The sequence below is a fragment of the Sandaracinaceae bacterium genome, assembly GCA_020633055.1.
Lineage (GTDB): Bacteria > Myxococcota_A > Polyangia > Polyangiales > Houyiibacteriaceae > JADJJE01.
Genome location: JACKEJ010000005.1, coordinates 161,487 through 176,371 on the forward strand (window position 1 = coordinate 161,487; position 14,885 = coordinate 176,371).

Sequence of the window (14,885 nt, forward strand, 5' to 3'; positions counted from 1 at the left end):
CGCCCTACCGCGCCGAGAGGACACCACCCGCCGCGGCGACGCGCACGAATGCGTCTTCATCCTCCAGAGCGGCGCGGGCGCGATCCGGGTCACCGGCGTCCCACGTGAGCGCGGCGGCCGCGATGCGTCGGTGCGTGGCGCGCGGATCTTGGAGGGCCGCGTCGAGGCGCGTGAGGGCGGCCTCGTCACCGAGCCGCGCGAGCGCCGCGGCAGCCATCACGGCCGGGACGTCGTCGCCCGTGAGCAGGTCCCCGAGCGCCGCACGCCCGACTGTGTCGTCGCTGGCGCGCAGCAGGGTCTGCGCGAGCACCAGCCGCGTCTGCCGCACGGTCTCGCGCTCGAGCTGCGCGGCGAGGGCGCGCTGGAGCCGTGGGGTGTCGTCGTCCGAACCGGCCACGTACAGCGCAGGGAGAGACGAGAGCGCGACGGCGGTCTGGGCGCGCAGCGACTCGTCCGGAGCAGTCAGCGCCGCGAGCAGGTACTCCGTCGCGCGCGTCCTGGCCAGCGCGTCCTCGCTCGACGGGTCGGTCCCCGCCGCACCCGCCGGGACGCGCGTGGCCAGCAGGCGCGCGGCCTCCACGCTGTCCGAGCTCGGCGGCGTCGCGAGGAACCCCTGGTAGATGCCGGCGGCACGCGTGGCGTCGCACACGGCGAGCGCCAACAGCGCGGCCATGCGCACGCTGGGCTCCGGGTCGTGCAAGCGCTCGCGCAAGGGCGCGAAGGCGGGCTCCCCCTGACGCGCGAGCGCCGAGAGAGCCGTGACGCGCACCGTGAGCGCAGGGTCCACGCGGGTCACAAGCTCGAGGTCCACGCGGGTGTCGTCGTCTTCCGCGGCGAGCCGCAGCCGCAGCGCCGCCGCGCGACGCACCCGCGCGCTCGGGTCCGTCAGGGACCCGCGCAGGTGGGCGAGGTCCCCCGCGTGCTGCGGGTCGAGCGCGCTCTGTGCCGACGCGCGCGCGGCCTGGTCGGTGGAGTCCAGCGAGGCCCGCAGCTGCGCGACCGCCAAGGTGTCCCCCGCGGCGGCCTGGAGCTCGAGGGCGGCCGCACGCACCGCCTCGTCGGGGCTGTCGGCCAGGCGCCGGAGCGTTCGGTGGGCGCGCTCACGGGCCCGCCGCAGCTGGGACAAGGCCGCGTCGCGGACCGCGAGGTCCTCCCCCTCGACGGCCTGCTGCAGCACCAGCGCCGCCACGTCGCGCAGCAGCGCCGGGTCCGCGCCGTCCATCGCACGCACCCGCTCGTACGCCTCGAGCGCGCCGGGCAGGTCACGCTGGTCGACCTCGGCGCGCACCGTCGCGCGTGGACCCGAGCTGCACGCGGGGGTTCCCACCGCCAGCGACGTCAGGACAAGCAGGTGCGCGACCCGTCGATGGCTCACGGCAGCCCCTCGACCAACTCGAACAGCCGCTCGAACGCCCGGCCGCGACCCGCCTGCAGCAGGTGCCCCCCGGGGAACACCTCGAGCGGCACGCGGAAGTGCTGCGCGATGCGCTCACCGTGCCGCATGGGCGTGATCGCGTCGCGCTCCGCCACCGCCACGAAGCACCCGGCGCGCGGCGCGCGTAGTGGCCGGCTGAGCGGGCTGGTCAGCGCGTGGGCCTCTTCGATCAGGTGGTGGAGCTCGGCCTGCTGCGCCGCGCTCCCGGGGAGCTGCCCGGCGTCACGCGTCCAGTCGGCCACGGAGGCCAGCGGGATGTACGGCACCGCGAACGCCAGCCGCGGCTCCGTGGTGGCCAGCAGCGCCGTGGCGAAGCCCCCCAGGCTCATCCCCATCATGCCCACGTGCGCGTAGCCCTGCGTGTCGTAGAGCCACGCGACGAGCGCGCGCAGGTCGGCGACCACCTGCCGGTGACCCTCCAGCGAGAACGCCAGCTCGGGCCCGGGCCAGCGCGGGGGCTTGCCTACCCGGCGGTCGTTGCGCGCGCCGTGGAAGGGCAGCACGGCCAGCACCACGTCCACGCCGCGTCGCGCGAACGCGTCGAGGGGCCAGACCCACTCCTCCGCCGCGAAGGCGCCTCCCAGGTAGCCGTGCACCAGCACCGCGACCGAGCGCGCTGGGCGTGCCCCGGCGAGGATGCGGCGCGCGGGGACCGCACGGTTCTTGGCGAACGACGCGAGCCGCGCACCTACCTCACCGAAGTGTGGCTGGTGCGGGCTCTGAAACTGCAGGTCTTCCACCGTACGACCGAGCAGCGCGGCACGGCCCACGCGCACGCGCCGCTGCGTGACGCGCGGCACGAAGGGCGCGCCAAAGAAGCCGTCCACGTCGTCGAACCAGCGCGGCTCGTTCCAGCGCGCCACGAAGGCGCGCAGCTGCTCGATGCCCTCGTCCGGGGCGCGCTCGGGCGGACGCCGTGCCTGCAGCACCACGTCGTTGAACACACGGTCGACCTGCGCCGCGAGCGCGCCCACCACGCGGGGCCCAGGCCCACGAGCGCGCGCGGGTCGTGCACCGGTGCCCGTGGGGCCGTCATGTCGCGGCGAGGGCGCGTCCGTGGTCACTTGCCGGGCGGCGGCGGAGGCGGCGGGGTGGTCTGCTCCACCAGCCAGGCGTCGCTCGAGAGGAACTCGACCCCGTCCACGTCCTCTTGGTCCGCCAGGTCGGGGTGGTCCGTGATGACGCGCTTCACGCCCGCGGCCTTGGCCGTGGCAGCGAGGGCATGGGCCCAGTCGTCCGGACCGTGGTCGGCGATCTTCACCGTCTCCACCAGCGTACCGATGGTCTTCATCTGGGCCGCGACGGCCTCCGGCTTGAAGGCGGGGACCGCGTTCAACATGGCCTCCACGCGCGCCAGCACCCAGGCGGAGGTCTTGACCTTGCCGTGCTTGGCCACGCCGCCCAGCACGCGCTGGACGACCTGCTCGGGGGGCGTCCCGACACTCACGGACGCGTTCACATATACATCGGGGGCGAGGATCACGTTCACGTTCTGATGTCTCCGAGGAGGATGATCCCGCCGGGCCGGGCCGAGGTCAACCCCGTCGTACCTCGAGGTGTAAGCCGACGCGCTCGTCACGCGTTCGAGCGGGTACACCCACACTCGTCCCTTGGAGGTCCCGCATGTCACGTGTCCCCTCGCCGCGCCCGAGGGCGCCACACCGCGCGCTCGTCATCGCGCTGCTCACCGGCCTGTGCGCGCTGGCCGCGGCCGGCATGACACCCACGCGCGCACGCGCATTCTGCGGCTTCTACGTCGCCGGCGCCGACAGCAGCCTGTACAGCGACGCCAGCATGGTGGTGCTCATGCGCGAAGGTCAGCGCACCGTCCTGTCCATGCAGAACGCCTACTCAGGCCCCCCGTCCGACTTCGCCATGGTCGTCCCCGTGCCCGAGGTGCTGCACGAGGAGGACGTGCGGACGCTCCCGCGCGAGATCTTCCAGAAGGTGGACCGCCTGAGCGCGCCGCGCTTGGTCGAGTATTGGGAGGAGGACCCGTGCCGCCCGCAGTACGACTACGCGCTCACCGAAGCCATGCCGACCTCGGCGGCCGTCGCGGACGGGGAGGCCGGTGGGGGCGGCTACCAGGTGCGCGTCGAGGCCCGCTTCAGCGTGGCCGAGTACGACGTCGTGGTGCTCAGCGCGGGCGACAGCAACGGCCTCGAGCGCTGGCTGCACGACGAGGGCTACAACATCCCCGCGGGCGCCGCGCGGGTGCTGAGGCCGTACGTGGAGGGGGGCACCAAGTTTTTCGTCGCCAAGGTGGACGTGCAGCGCGTGCAGTTCGACGCCAACGGGCGCGCGGTGCTCTCGCCGCTGCGCTTCCACTTCGACGACCCGCACTTCCAGTTGCCCGTGCGCCTCGGCCTGCTCAACAGCCAGGGCGAGCAAGACCTGATCGTGCACACCCTCGGCCTCGGCACCCGCTACGAGGTGGCCAACTATCCGAACGCCACCATCCCGACCAACATCGTCGTGGACCAGCAGGTGCGTGAACACTTCGGGCCCTTCTACGAGCGGCTGATCGAGGAGACCCTGCAACAGCACCCGGGCGCCGTGCTGACGGAGTACGCGTGGAGCGCGTCGTCGTGCGACCCGTGCCCCGGTCCGACGCTCGATGGGAGCGACATCATGACGCTGGGGGGCGACGTCATCCCCAGCGGCGCGGGCGGCGACTGGGTGCTGACGCGCCTGCACTTCCGCTACGACGAGCAGATCCTGGGCGAGGACCTGGTGTTCCGCCCCGCCCAGGGCATCCGCGGCGGCAACGGCATTCCGGACGCCGACGGGCGGCTCGAGGAGAGCGGCGCCATCCCGAGCGGCAACTGGAACAGCTTCCAAGGACGCTACGTACAGCTGCACCGCTGGGAGGGCCCCATGGACTGCCAGAACCCTGAGCGCGGCCAGTGGGGCTACAACAGCCCACCCGTGTCCGCACCGGGGCGCCTGCAGGACCCGACGGTGAGCGCGAGCGGGCTACCCGAGGGCATCTCCACCGGGGGCGTCGGCAGCGAGGGCCCACGCGGCTCACGCGGCTGTGGGCGCTGCGTGGTGGACCCGCAGGAGCGCGGCGTGCTCCCGACCGCGCTCGGGGCGCTGTTGCTCGGACTCGCGCTCATGCGTCGCCGTCGGCACTGAAGGCCTTTCGCAAGATCCCGCCGGGGGCGCCCCAGGCTGAAGAGGCTGAAGTCCGGGGTGCCCTGTCCTGCGCGGTCGAGCACAGCTCAGGGGACGAGCACCACCTTGCCCACGTTCTTCCCCTGCTCGAGGTAGCGGTGCGCCTCGGCGGCCTCGGCGAAGGGGAAGACCTTGTCCACGTGCGGCGCGATCTGCCCCTCCTCGAAGTGCTTCATGAGCGCGTTGGCTTGCCCGGCGAGCATGTCGACCTCGTGCCACAGGTGCCCGAGGTTGACGCCCGCCATGCCGCGGTTGTCGTCCATGAACGTGGTGGGCGCGAAGCGCGGCAGCCCCGTGATCTCCTTCAGGATGCGCCCGATGCTGCGCTTCTCGCCCGCGTTCATGTTGGCCCACCCGAAGGCGATGAGCAGGCCCGAGGCGCGCAGCACGCTGTAGCCCTTCTTCCAGTCGCGCCCACCGAGCGCGTCCATGATGAGGTTCACGCCACGCCCTTCGGTCAGCCGCTTGATCTCCGCCACGTAGTCCTGCGTGCGGTAGTCGATGGCGTGGTCGCAGCCGTGCGAGCGCACGTAGTCGTGCTTGCCCGCCGAGGCGGTGCCGTACGTCGTGATGTCCGGGATGGTCTTGCACAGCTGCAGCACGGCCGTGCCCACGCCGCCCGCGGCCATGTGGATGAGCACGTGGTCGCCCGGCTTGATGCGCGCGACCTGGAAGAGCATGTGGTACGCGGTGAGGTAGTTGACCGGCAGCGCGGCGCCCTGCTCGAAGCTCATGTTCGCAGGCATGTGGAAGACCTGGTTCGCAGGGACCACCACGCAGTCCGCGTGCCCACCGAAGCGCGTGAGCGCGGCCACCCGGTCACCAATCGCGACGCCGGTCACCCCGTCGCCCACGGCGTCCACCACGCCCGCCACCTCGTAGCCCGGCACGAAGGGCGTGGGCGGCGCGTCCGGGTACAGCCCCTGGCGCGCCATGACCTCCGCGAAGTTGAGGCCGGCGGCCTGAGCGCGCACGCGCACCTCGCCCGACTTGGGCTCCGGGTCGGGGCTCTCACGGAGCTCGAGGACGTTGGCCTTGCCTGCCTTGGGGATCCAAATCGCGCGCATGATGATCTCGGGATGTGTTGGGGAATGGACGCCTGCGGTGCGGGCGGAGCGACGCGGACGGTGTCCGGTGCACCTCACCAGGGCTCCCGAGGTTCGCAGCGTGCGTCGTCACGTCGCGCGGGAGCGTTACCTCGGTCGGTCACGCCTTGAGCACGACCTTGCCCGTGATGCTGCCGCCCTCGAGGAGCGCGTGCGCCTGCTCGGCGCGCGAAAGGGCCCGCTCTGCCCCGATGAGCGGGGTACGCAGCTTGCCCGCGGCCAGCGCGCACATGAGCTCGGCCCAGTCGGCCCGGCAGGCGGCGGGACCGCACCCGGGGCTCGCCGTGATGCCGTACATGCGCACGCGGATGCCGGGGCGCAGCGCCGCGCCGAGCACGTGCCGCAGCCCACCGACGACGCCGCCCAGCCCGCGCTCGACGTCGCCGGACACGCCCAGCGCCACCAACGTGCCCCCGGGTGCCAGCGCCTGCGCGCTCTTCTTCAGGTGCTCGCCGCCGATGCCATCGATGACCACGTCCACCCCGCGTCCACCCGTCTGCTCGCGCACGGCCGAGACGAAGTCCACCGCGCGGTAGTCGATGGGCTCGCCTCCGCGCTCGCGCACGACGTGGTGCTTGCCCGCCGACGCGGTGCCGTAGACGCGTAGGCCACGCTGGCTGGCGATGTCCAATACGGCGCAGCCCACGCCCCCCGCAGCGCCGTGCACCAGCACGTTGCCTCCCTCGGGCACGCGCGCCACCCGCGTGAGGACCTGCAGCGCCGTGATGGCGTTGAGCCCGAGTCCCAGCGCCTCGCGCGCGTGCACACCGTCGGGGATGGGCACGCACGCGGAAGCGGGCACGACCACGTGCTGCGCGTATCCGCCAAAGCCCGTGAGCGGCATGAGCACGGCCACGCGCTGTCCGGCCATGAGCGGGGTCGCCTCGCCGACCTCGTCGATCTCGCCCGTCACGTCGTAGCCGGGCGTGAAGTCGAAAGGCGGCGCCAAGACCCCTTTGCGCCGCATCACGTCGCCGTAGGCCACGCCGGCGTAGCGCACGCGCACGCGCGCCTCACCCGGGCCGGGCGGCAGGAGCGGCCCCTCCACGTAGCGCATCCGCCGCGCCGCCCCGCGACCGCTGACCTCGACTCTTCCGCTGCTCATGCCACGCGTAGCCTACACGCGGGCGGCGAACGGCGCTGCGCTGGCGCGTCCGTCGCGTGCGGCCGCCTTCCTCAGCGCCACCACGCGCGGGTCGGCCTCGAGCCACTCGATGCGCTTGCCCTCACGGAAACGGCGGCTCACCACGGCCAGGGCCCGCTGCGGGACCAGGTGCAGGGGCACCTGCTCCGGGAACGCCACCGCGCAGTAGTTCACGAAGTCCACCAGGCTGAAGAACTCGGGCGGGAACTCCGCGTCCTCCTCGCTGGGCTTGGGGTAGTCGAAGCGAGCGGCGCGCGCGATGTAGCCGTCCTCGCCCAGGAACAGCCGGAGGTACGCGTCCGGGTCGGCCACGATCCACCCGAGCAGCCGGCGCCGCGCCCGATGCACCCGCGTGCGCGGCGCGAGCAGCGCTTCGGTCTCGGCGCGCAGCGCGTCGAGGCCCCCTTCGTGCGTCTGGATGACCTGCAGGTCCCACACGGGCATGCCCTGGTGGTACGTGAAGTGGAGGTGCCGAATGACCGAGTCGAGCGCGGCCGCGAGCCCGGTGCCCGTCTCGAGGTGGTCACGCCCGATCAGCCCCAAGAGCACCGGCTGCCGCACCACGGGGTGCCCGAGGGGCGTGCCCGCGTAGCACTCCTCCGACGTGGCGTCGCTGCTGATCACGTAGGGCAGCATCTGCAGCTCCCCCTGGCGAACCTGCGCGGCCGTGGGGATGCGCGTGACGAGCCCGGCTTCGACGAACGGCGCGAGGCGAGCGGCGAGGGAGTAGCGGTGCGGCATGGGGGGCTCCTGCGGGTGATGGCGCGCGACGGCGTGTGTCGGACTGTGTTTCACAGTTGTGTATTACAGTCTGTCCGGTGTCAAGGCCGCGGGTGGTTTTCGGAGCCGTACTCGCACGGGCATCAACAAAATGAACTTGACGTCAGTTTCATGTTTTGTCAGAGTGGGTCCACGCGGCGCGCCGGACCCACAGCGCCGAGACCACCACGCCGAACCGAGAGGCCCCGCCATGAAGCAGAGTGCAGAACAACGCCCCATCCCCAGCGTGCAGCGCAAGGCCGCCATCGCCCTCGGCGCGGCGCTCGATCACAGCGGTGACGTGGCCGTGGCGCCCATCCCCGACTTCGACCTCGACCGCACCATCTTCCAGACGCTGGAGAAGGCCGCCCCCCGCTACGTGATCAAGACGCGCATCGCGAAGACCACGGCCTGGGACCGCCCCAAGGCCGAGTCGGTCGAGGCCGCCTACCAAGCCGCGCGCACGCAGTACCCGCTGCCCACCGTGGACCCCGCCCTGCTGCGCTTCATGGTCGACGAGTGCGACTTCGACGTGGAGCACGCGGACGGGTCGTTCCTCGACCACCTGTACTTCTGCTTCGAGTACGGCGTGCAGCACTACCCCGAGCGCTCGCCCCTGGTGCTCCTGCTGCACTCCATCCTCGGCACCGGCACCAACACCTTCGCCATGAGCGCGGACAAGATCCCCACGCTGCGCGGGCTGATGAACGAGTTCGAGTGGCGCCACACGGAGGCGTTCCCGTCCGTGCTGCGGCTGCTGTACGACCTGCCCCTGCGCAAGGAGCTGTGGGCCAACGTCGAGCGCCTCGACCAGCTCGAGTCCATCCGCATGCACCGCGTGATCGACAACGAGCCCATCACGCTGAGCGCGGAGGACTTCTTCGTGCAGCTCAACTACCAGCTCATCCACCTGGTGGACTTCCTGCCAGTGGCCAACTGGTCCACGCACCAGAACGACACGTCGTTCATCGTCTTCCGCGACCTCTACGACCTGCTGCAGAAGGCGGGCAAGCTCGAGGCCAAGATCGACTACGAGCCGGCCAAGCCGAACAAGAAGCAGCGCGAGGCGCACACCTTCGGCGGGTGGCTGACCACGCTCATCCCGGTCCGCGTCAGCGAGACGATGGCGGCGAAGAGCGTGCGGCGGTTCTCCGAGCGTGTGGGCCACTCCATGGAGTACACGCTCACGTTCAAGTGAGCGGGCGCGTACGAGGTGAGGCCCACGTCCGGGTGAACCCGGATGCTCAGGTGAACACCAGCTCCAGTGTCAGCCCGTCAGGGTCACGCACGTAGAGCGAGCTGCGCGCAGGCTCGTGCGGCGCGCCGAGCGCCCGGAGCCGCTGCTCCACGTCCTGGCGCGCGGAGGTGGGCAGCGCGACGGCGACGTGCAGGCCCGCGGCGTGACCTCGGGGGTCGTCGTCGCGCAGGGGCACGACCGCCACGCGCAGCTCGCCGGCCACGACGAGCATGTGCCCACCCAAGGGCTCGCGGCGTCCGTCGAAGAGGGTCTCGTAGAACGCGAGGGTGCGCTCGACGTCGCACGCGGCGACGCCGATGTGGTGAACGTGAAAGGTCATGCTGGGAGCTCCTTGGGAATGGGCGCACGAGGGCGCCGCGCCGCCTTCCACGGGTCCTCGCGCGGGTCCATCCTGCGCTGGACATCTCCCTTCGCCCCGACGGGCCGAGAGCGCCCGGGGCTCACCTGAACCGGGCCGCCTTTTCTGAGAGGTTGGGCGCCCGCAGTGTAGCGCGGCGAGGAGCACGCGCACAGGGTGCTCCACGCCACTGGACACCACCCGAACTGTGTATCACAGCTGCCGGAGAGCATGGCCGACACGGACCGCAGCGAGACCACCGTCGACGTCCTCGAGCGTACGCTCGTGCGGCGGATCCTGCGCCGCGAGTACCCGGCCGGTGCGAACCTGCCCTCGGTGCGCGCGCTGGCAGCGGAGTTCGACGTGACCGCGCCGACCATCCAGCGGGTCACGGCGCGGCTCGAGGCCCACGGGCTGGTCGAGGCCCGCCACGGAAGCGGCGTGCGCGTGCTGGACGCCACGCGCACGGGGGGGCTCTCTCTGCTGCCGCTGTGGTTCGACGCGCTCTCGGACAACCCGCCCGAGGCGGCGCGCGTGTTCCGCGAGTGCATGGAGCTGCGGCGGCTGGTGACGCTGCACCTCGCGCCGCGCATCGACGCCGTGGCGTCCGCACCCGAGCTGGTGAAGGCCGTGCAGCGCACGCTCGGCGCGCAGACGCAGGACGAGCTGATGGAGGCCGACCTGGCCTTCACGCGCGCGGTGCTGGACGCGGCCGGGCACTTCGGCGCGACGGCCCTGTTCAACACGGTCGAGACGGTCATCCGCAGCGTGCCCGGCGTGGCCGACGCGTTCTACGGCGACCCCTCGTTCCTGCGCGACGCGACGCGTGTCATCGTCGACGCGGTGATCGCCAACGCCCCGGAGCGCGACCGCGTGATCATGGATGCGCTGACGCGGTTGGACGAGCGGGCCGCGGAGCGCTTCGAGCGGTCGGTCGCCGCGCGCGGCCAACCTGCTAAGGAGCGCCCATGACCGTCTTCCGCCCGTGCATCGACCTCCACGACGGCAAGGTGAAGCAGATCGTCGGTGGCACGCTGCGCGACGAGGGCGAGGGCCCGCGCGAGAACTTCGTGTCCGAGCAGCCCGCGAGTTGGTTCGCGGAGCGCTACCGCACGGATGGTCTACTGGGCGGGCACGTCATCAAGCTCGGCGCGGGCAACGAGGCCGCCGCCATCGAAGCGCTCGCGGCCTGGCCCAGCGGCCTACAGCTGGGCGGGGGCGTGACGCTGGACAACGCCGCGGAGTGGCTGGCGCGCGGCGCGGCCAAGGTCATCGTCACCAGCTGGCTGTTCGTGGACAAGCGCCTGGACCTCGGGCGCGTGGAGGCGCTGGCGCGCGCCATCGGCCCCGAGCACCTGGTGGTGGACCTGAGCTGCCGCCGTGTCGCGGAGGGCTGGCGCGTGGCGACCGACCGTTGGCAGACCGTCACCGAGACCCCCATCGACGGGCCGACGCTGGCCACGCTCGCGCCCCTGTGCAGCGAGCTGCTGGTGCACGCCGCCGACGTCGAGGGGCGCTGCGAAGGCATCGACGAGGCGCTGGTCGCCGTGCTCGGCGCGGAGTGCCCCCTGCCCTGCACCTACGCGGGGGGCGGGCGCGACATCGCAGACCTCGCGCGCGTGGCCGAGCTCAGCGGGGGTCGGGTGGACCTCACCTACGGCAGCGCGCTCGACCTGTTCGGTGGATCGCTCGTGCGCTACGCCGACTGCGTGGCGTGGAACCGCGCGGTCGACACCGCGGGGTGACGTGCCGTGACGCGCACGCCCACGACGGCGCGAGCGGTCAAGGAGTCGTGTGCTGCTCCGGCGCGACGTCGTTCGTCCACGCGAGCGCCGCCTCGAGGTCGTTGGGGAAGACGCGACGCTCCGGGAAGAAGCGGCTCCCCGCGGCGATGATGCGCAGCAGCAGGCTCATGAGCGGGTGCCCATCGCGGGTGACGACCGCGCTGCGTCGCACACGCAGGCCATGGGGGTTGGCGGACGCCATCTGGGCGAACCGGATGCAGTCGCCGACGGTCGGGAGCTGCGTGGCGCCGCGAACGTCGCTGACGATGGCCCGGACTTCGGGGTCCGAGAGGGCCGTGTTCACGACGGAGAGGTAGCGGTCGAACGCCTCGGGGCCCCGCATCGGGCCGCGCGAGGTGACCACCGCCGACACGCCGCGGCGTGTCCACGTGCAGTCGTACTCGGAGTCGGGAGCGAAGCCCACTGGAGCACCATAGAGCGGGACTCTGCTGCGATGCAACGCCCGCGTCCGAGCGAGGACTCGGACGCGCGCGGTCCCGCTCGCACCCCAGGGTGCGACACTTCGTCGCATGGTCCGTCCGCGCGTAGACGCTAAGCTGCGGCATGGTCAGGAGGTCGCCCCCACCATCTCAGGCTTGCTCGTGGCCCTGCTGTGGGGGTGCGCGGACGCAGGGCTGGTCCCCCCCGACGCCGGCGCAGACGCACGACAGCCCCCACCCCCGTGCGAGGCCATCGCGCCGACGAGCTGTCCCGGGCCGCCTCCGCGCTGGGTCGACGTCCAGCCCATCTTCGCCACACGTTGCGCCGTGTGCCACGGGAACGTGCCGGGTCACTGGCCGCTGGACACCTACACGCACGTCGTCGACTGGAGCGTGGAGATCCGTGGGCTGGTCCTCAGCTGCGAGATGCCGCCGCCCGACTCGGAGTTCAGCATGACCCTCGAGGAGAGGCAGCTGATCCTGCAGTGGCTGCGCTGCAACGCACCGCGCTGAGGGTGACGTTCGAGGCGCGGCGCGCCGAACCAAGCACACGGACCGCCCTGGAGGAGACGGTCCGCGTGTCGTGCTGATCAGGAGCGCCGCCAGCGCCCCGTTCAGCGCAGGTGCGGAGGGCGCAAGGCGCAGGGCACCCTGCCGGGCTCGTCCGGACTCGCGATGGGGTCGGTGGGACGCGGTAGGTCACTGCAGCGCCCCGCGTTACTCGGGGTGTCGTCGCAGCCCGCGGCCAGTGGTGCGAGGGCCATGAGCGTGAGGGTGATGGCCGCCGCCTTCCCGGCCCGCCCGAGGAGCCATCCTGCGCGGTCCATCAGTACAACACCCAGATCTCGGAGTCCGGATGGATCTCCGCGAGGGTGGTGACGTCGGGGTCGCTCTCGATCAGCGCGGCCGTCTCGGCGTTGGCGCTGTACGCGGCCGTCCCCACCCACACGATGCGCGCGTCGGCGAAGATGCTCAGGTCGTGCAGGTGGTCGGGCGCCACGTAGTGGTTCCAGCCCGGCGTGCGCGGCGGGAACACCATGACGCTCGCCGCCGGGTTCTCGTCCGTGGTGTGGTCATCGTGTGAAACCATGGCGCGCCACTCGACCTCGGTCTCCGTGCCCTCGCTGTCACGACAGGTCTGGGTAGCCGGAAAGTAGAGAGTGGTGAACGGTGCGTCTGGCGCGCCGACCCGCAGCGAGAACTGGTAGTACTGGTCGTCGCGCTCGCGCGCCTCGGCCTTCTCGAACGTGACGGCCACCACGCGGTCCGTGTCGTCCCGCTCGAACGTCCCTTCGCCCCACGCGCTCGTGAGCCCACGCACGCTCGTGACGGCCTCGGGGATCTCGATGCGCAAGCGCACCGTGTCGGCGCCGTCGCAGCCGTGACCCACGCCGAACGTCACGATGCCCGAGCTGCCGGCGGTGAGCTGTCCACTCGCGCCGACGTGGGCGTGCGCGACGCCCCCGAATACGCCCGCCACAGCGAGCAAGCTGATGATTCTGTAGAAATGCCTCATGCAGTCGTCCTTCTGCGCCCCAAGGGCGCGACGAATGCGATGCTAGGCCCCGCGCGGTGTGCCGGGTATGCGGCATGTTGTCGCAGCGAGCTGGGGCGCCGCCGTCTCGCTCGGCTGGCGAGCCGCAGGAGAGCCGCGTAGCCCCTCTAGCTGGGGCCTTCGTCAGGGTGCGCCCGGCAGCGGGCCCATGGACGCTCCCTCGAGGGCGCGCGCACCGAGCAGGCGGCACAAGGTGGGCGCCACCTGCAGCGTGCTCATGGTGGACAGCCCCTCGCGCGGCGCGACGCCCGGACCCATGAACAGCACGGGCACGTTGCGGTCGTAGTCCCACGGGCTGCCGTGCCACACGCCGCCATGCACGTACCCAGCGCCGAACAGGAACTGCTCCTCCGGCACGACGTACAGGTCGCCCCCCAGGCCCGCTGCCACCGACTCCCAAATGGCGCGGTCGAGCGGGTCCGTCGGTGCAGACTGTGCGGCGAGCTGGGCCACGTCGAAGACCCGATGGATGCCCCGCTGCGCCTCGAGGAAGGTGCGCGCGAGCGCCTTCACCTCGCCCCCGCGCTCGAGCGCCGCCGGCGTGAGGTAGATGTACACGTCCTCGAAGGCGACGATGTAGTCGGCGGGCCCGAGCTGCGCGTCCAGGTGGGCCTCGAGCGCCGCGACCAGCTCGCTCTCTTGCAGGCTGGGCCCCGTGCCGGCGCGCTCGGGGAGGCGTGGGCTGCCGTGGTCGGAGGTGAGCAGCACGGACACGTCCGCGCGACGTGAGAGCCAGCGATACAGGGCGCCGAGCTGCCGGTCGCTCTCGATCAGCGTGTCGGCGTACTCCCACGACTCCGTTCCGAAGATGTGCCCCGCGTAGTCGGTGGCCGACACGCTCACGGCGAGCAGGTCCTGCACGTCGTCCTCGCCCAGCCCGAGCGCTCGCACGCCCGCGCGCGCCAGGTCGAGCAAGTAGCGCGTGGACTCGGGCGTGACGCGAAACACCGTGGCTGGACGTGAGCTTCCACCCACGTCGTGGGGGAAGGTCGTGCCGAGCCCGTACCAGTCCTGTTCGCCTTCGGCGTCGTCCGTCAGGCCCAGCACCTGCAGCGCGTCCGCGAGTCCCGGGCGAGCGAGCTCCCACCGGCCGAAGCGCGCCGTGAGCGGGTTCTCGCGCAGGAACTGCTCGAACCACGCGGGGTAGCGCTGCGCGTAGAAGGTGGACGTGGTGAAGCCGCTCGCGGTCGACTCGTACCAGAAGGCGTGGGTCGCGCCCGCGCGCGCAGCGGCCGGGATGGCCCCGCGGTCCTTGAGCGACACGGACAGCACGCGCCCCTGCCCCTCCGTGCTGTCGAGGAGCGCGAGCGACACGCTGTCTCCGCGCATGCCGCGGGGGCTGGCGCTGTACTGCGGGGCGCCGATCATGGGGGACTCCGGGTCGCTCAGCGGGGTGCTGAGATCGCCCGTGGCCCGGTCGCGCAGCATGTTGGCCACCACGCCGTGCTCGCGCGGGGAGCGGCCGGTGTAGATCGTCGCGTGCCCGGCGGCGGTCATCGTCGCGCCGTGCTCGTAGCGCACGGTGTGGTGATAGACGCCCTGGGCCGCCAGGGTCCGGATGAGGCCCTGCTCGTCCAGCAGGGGCAGGAAGCGCTGAAGCGTGTTCGAGCCCAGCTGATCGATGACGACCGAGAGCACGAGCCGGCCCCTCGGGGCGGGCGGCGGGGCCGGCTCCTCACAGCGACACCCGGGAGGCAGCAACAAGAACAGCATGAGCAGCCCCAAGAGCGCATAGCGTGCTGTGTGGCGCCCGAGCGCCGCGGCCCCCCAGCGCGAGGCGCGCGTCGGCCGCGAGGTCGTGGGGGGGAGCGAGGTCATCCTGCGGGTGGTAGCTCGTGAGACGGGTGCGGTAAACCCATGTCACGGAAAGGTGACATGGGATCGGTGGGC

At 72.0% G+C, this 14,885-nt stretch carries 16 protein-coding genes; 5 read left to right on the plus strand and 11 right to left on the minus strand.

Annotated features, from left to right (window positions below; genetic code table 11):
* Positions 1-4: 4 nt before the first annotated feature.
* From H6726_05535 to H6726_05545, 3 genes are all read right to left on the minus strand, one after another.
* Entirely contained in the window at positions 5-1,375 is a 1,371-nt protein-coding gene (locus H6726_05535; GenBank protein MCB9657097.1) for a hypothetical protein, read from the minus strand.
* Positions 1,372-2,412, minus strand: coding sequence for an alpha/beta hydrolase family protein (locus tag H6726_05540; GenBank protein MCB9657098.1), 1,041 nt, complete (start codon positions 2,410-2,412; stop codon positions 1,372-1,374). Before H6726_05540 ends, H6726_05535 begins: the two co-directional genes overlap by 4 nt.
* A gap of 83 nt (positions 2,413-2,495) precedes the next feature.
* Positions 2,496-2,924, minus strand: coding sequence for a hypothetical protein (locus H6726_05545; protein ID MCB9657099.1), 429 nt, complete (start codon positions 2,922-2,924; stop codon positions 2,496-2,498).
* 227 nt (positions 2,925-3,151) lie between these two features.
* Here H6726_05545 and H6726_05550 point away from each other — a divergent pair, with 227 nt between their 5' ends.
* Positions 3,152-4,573 carry a DUF2330 domain-containing protein gene (locus H6726_05550; GenBank protein ID MCB9657100.1) on the plus strand — a complete coding sequence of 474 codons (1,422 nt, stop codon included), beginning with the start codon at positions 3,152-3,154 and terminating at the stop codon, positions 4,571-4,573.
* A gap of 86 nt (positions 4,574-4,659) precedes the next feature.
* Here H6726_05550 and H6726_05555 read toward each other — a convergent pair whose 3' ends face one another.
* From H6726_05555 to H6726_05565, 3 genes are all read right to left on the minus strand, one after another.
* Complete coding sequence (locus H6726_05555; protein MCB9657101.1) at positions 4,660-5,679, minus strand: zinc-binding dehydrogenase; 1,020 nt, start codon at positions 5,677-5,679, stop codon at positions 4,660-4,662.
* Positions 5,680-5,818: 139 nt separating this feature from the next.
* On the minus strand, positions 5,819-6,823 hold the full coding sequence (locus H6726_05560; protein ID MCB9657102.1) for a zinc-binding dehydrogenase: 1,005 nt from the start codon (positions 6,821-6,823) through the stop codon (positions 5,819-5,821).
* Between the two features lie 12 nt (positions 6,824-6,835).
* Positions 6,836-7,603, minus strand: coding sequence for a hypothetical protein (locus H6726_05565; GenBank protein MCB9657103.1), 768 nt, complete (start codon positions 7,601-7,603; stop codon positions 6,836-6,838).
* A gap of 229 nt (positions 7,604-7,832) precedes the next feature.
* Here H6726_05565 and H6726_05570 point away from each other — a divergent pair, with 229 nt between their 5' ends.
* Entirely contained in the window at positions 7,833-8,819 is a 987-nt protein-coding gene (locus H6726_05570; GenBank protein MCB9657104.1) for a hypothetical protein, read from the plus strand.
* Between the two features lie 46 nt (positions 8,820-8,865).
* On the opposite strand, the gene H6726_05575 is transcribed toward H6726_05570, so the two are convergent.
* Positions 8,866-9,198, minus strand: coding sequence for a VOC family protein (locus tag H6726_05575; protein MCB9657105.1), 333 nt, complete (start codon positions 9,196-9,198; stop codon positions 8,866-8,868).
* 249 nt (positions 9,199-9,447) lie between these two features.
* Here H6726_05575 and H6726_05580 point away from each other — a divergent pair, with 249 nt between their 5' ends.
* On the plus strand, positions 9,448-10,188 hold the full coding sequence (locus tag H6726_05580) for a FadR family transcriptional regulator (protein MCB9657106.1): 741 nt from the start codon (positions 9,448-9,450) through the stop codon (positions 10,186-10,188).
* Positions 10,185-10,961: a phosphoribosylformimino-5-aminoimidazole carboxamide ribotide isomerase gene (gene hisA, locus H6726_05585; GenBank protein ID MCB9657107.1), complete on the plus strand. Its 777-nt coding sequence runs from the start codon at positions 10,185-10,187 to the stop codon at positions 10,959-10,961. Before H6726_05580 ends, hisA begins: the two co-directional genes overlap by 4 nt.
* 37 nt (positions 10,962-10,998) lie before the next feature.
* On the opposite strand, the gene H6726_05590 is transcribed toward hisA, so the two are convergent.
* Complete coding sequence (locus tag H6726_05590) at positions 10,999-11,424, minus strand: STAS/SEC14 domain-containing protein (GenBank protein MCB9657108.1); 426 nt, start codon at positions 11,422-11,424, stop codon at positions 10,999-11,001.
* A 106-nt stretch (positions 11,425-11,530) separates the two neighbouring features.
* Between H6726_05590 and H6726_05595 the strand changes: the two genes are divergently transcribed.
* The gene (locus tag H6726_05595; protein ID MCB9657109.1) at positions 11,531-11,953 is read left to right on the plus strand and encodes a hypothetical protein; all 423 of its coding nucleotides are present in this window, start codon (positions 11,531-11,533) and stop codon (positions 11,951-11,953) included.
* Positions 11,954-12,054: 101 nt separating this feature from the next.
* On the opposite strand, the gene H6726_05600 is transcribed toward H6726_05595, so the two are convergent.
* The 3 genes from H6726_05600 to H6726_05610 form a co-directional block, all read right to left on the minus strand.
* On the minus strand, positions 12,055-12,267 hold the full coding sequence (locus H6726_05600; protein ID MCB9657110.1) for a hypothetical protein: 213 nt from the start codon (positions 12,265-12,267) through the stop codon (positions 12,055-12,057).
* Complete coding sequence (locus H6726_05605; GenBank protein ID MCB9657111.1) at positions 12,267-12,956, minus strand: DUF1775 domain-containing protein; 690 nt, start codon at positions 12,954-12,956, stop codon at positions 12,267-12,269. The genes H6726_05600 and H6726_05605 overlap by 1 nt, the downstream gene beginning before the upstream one ends.
* A gap of 162 nt (positions 12,957-13,118) precedes the next feature.
* A complete protein-coding gene (locus tag H6726_05610) occupies positions 13,119-14,813 on the minus strand; it encodes an alkaline phosphatase family protein (GenBank protein MCB9657112.1) in 1,695 nt (564 codons plus the stop codon).
* Positions 14,814-14,885: the final 72 nt, after the last annotated feature.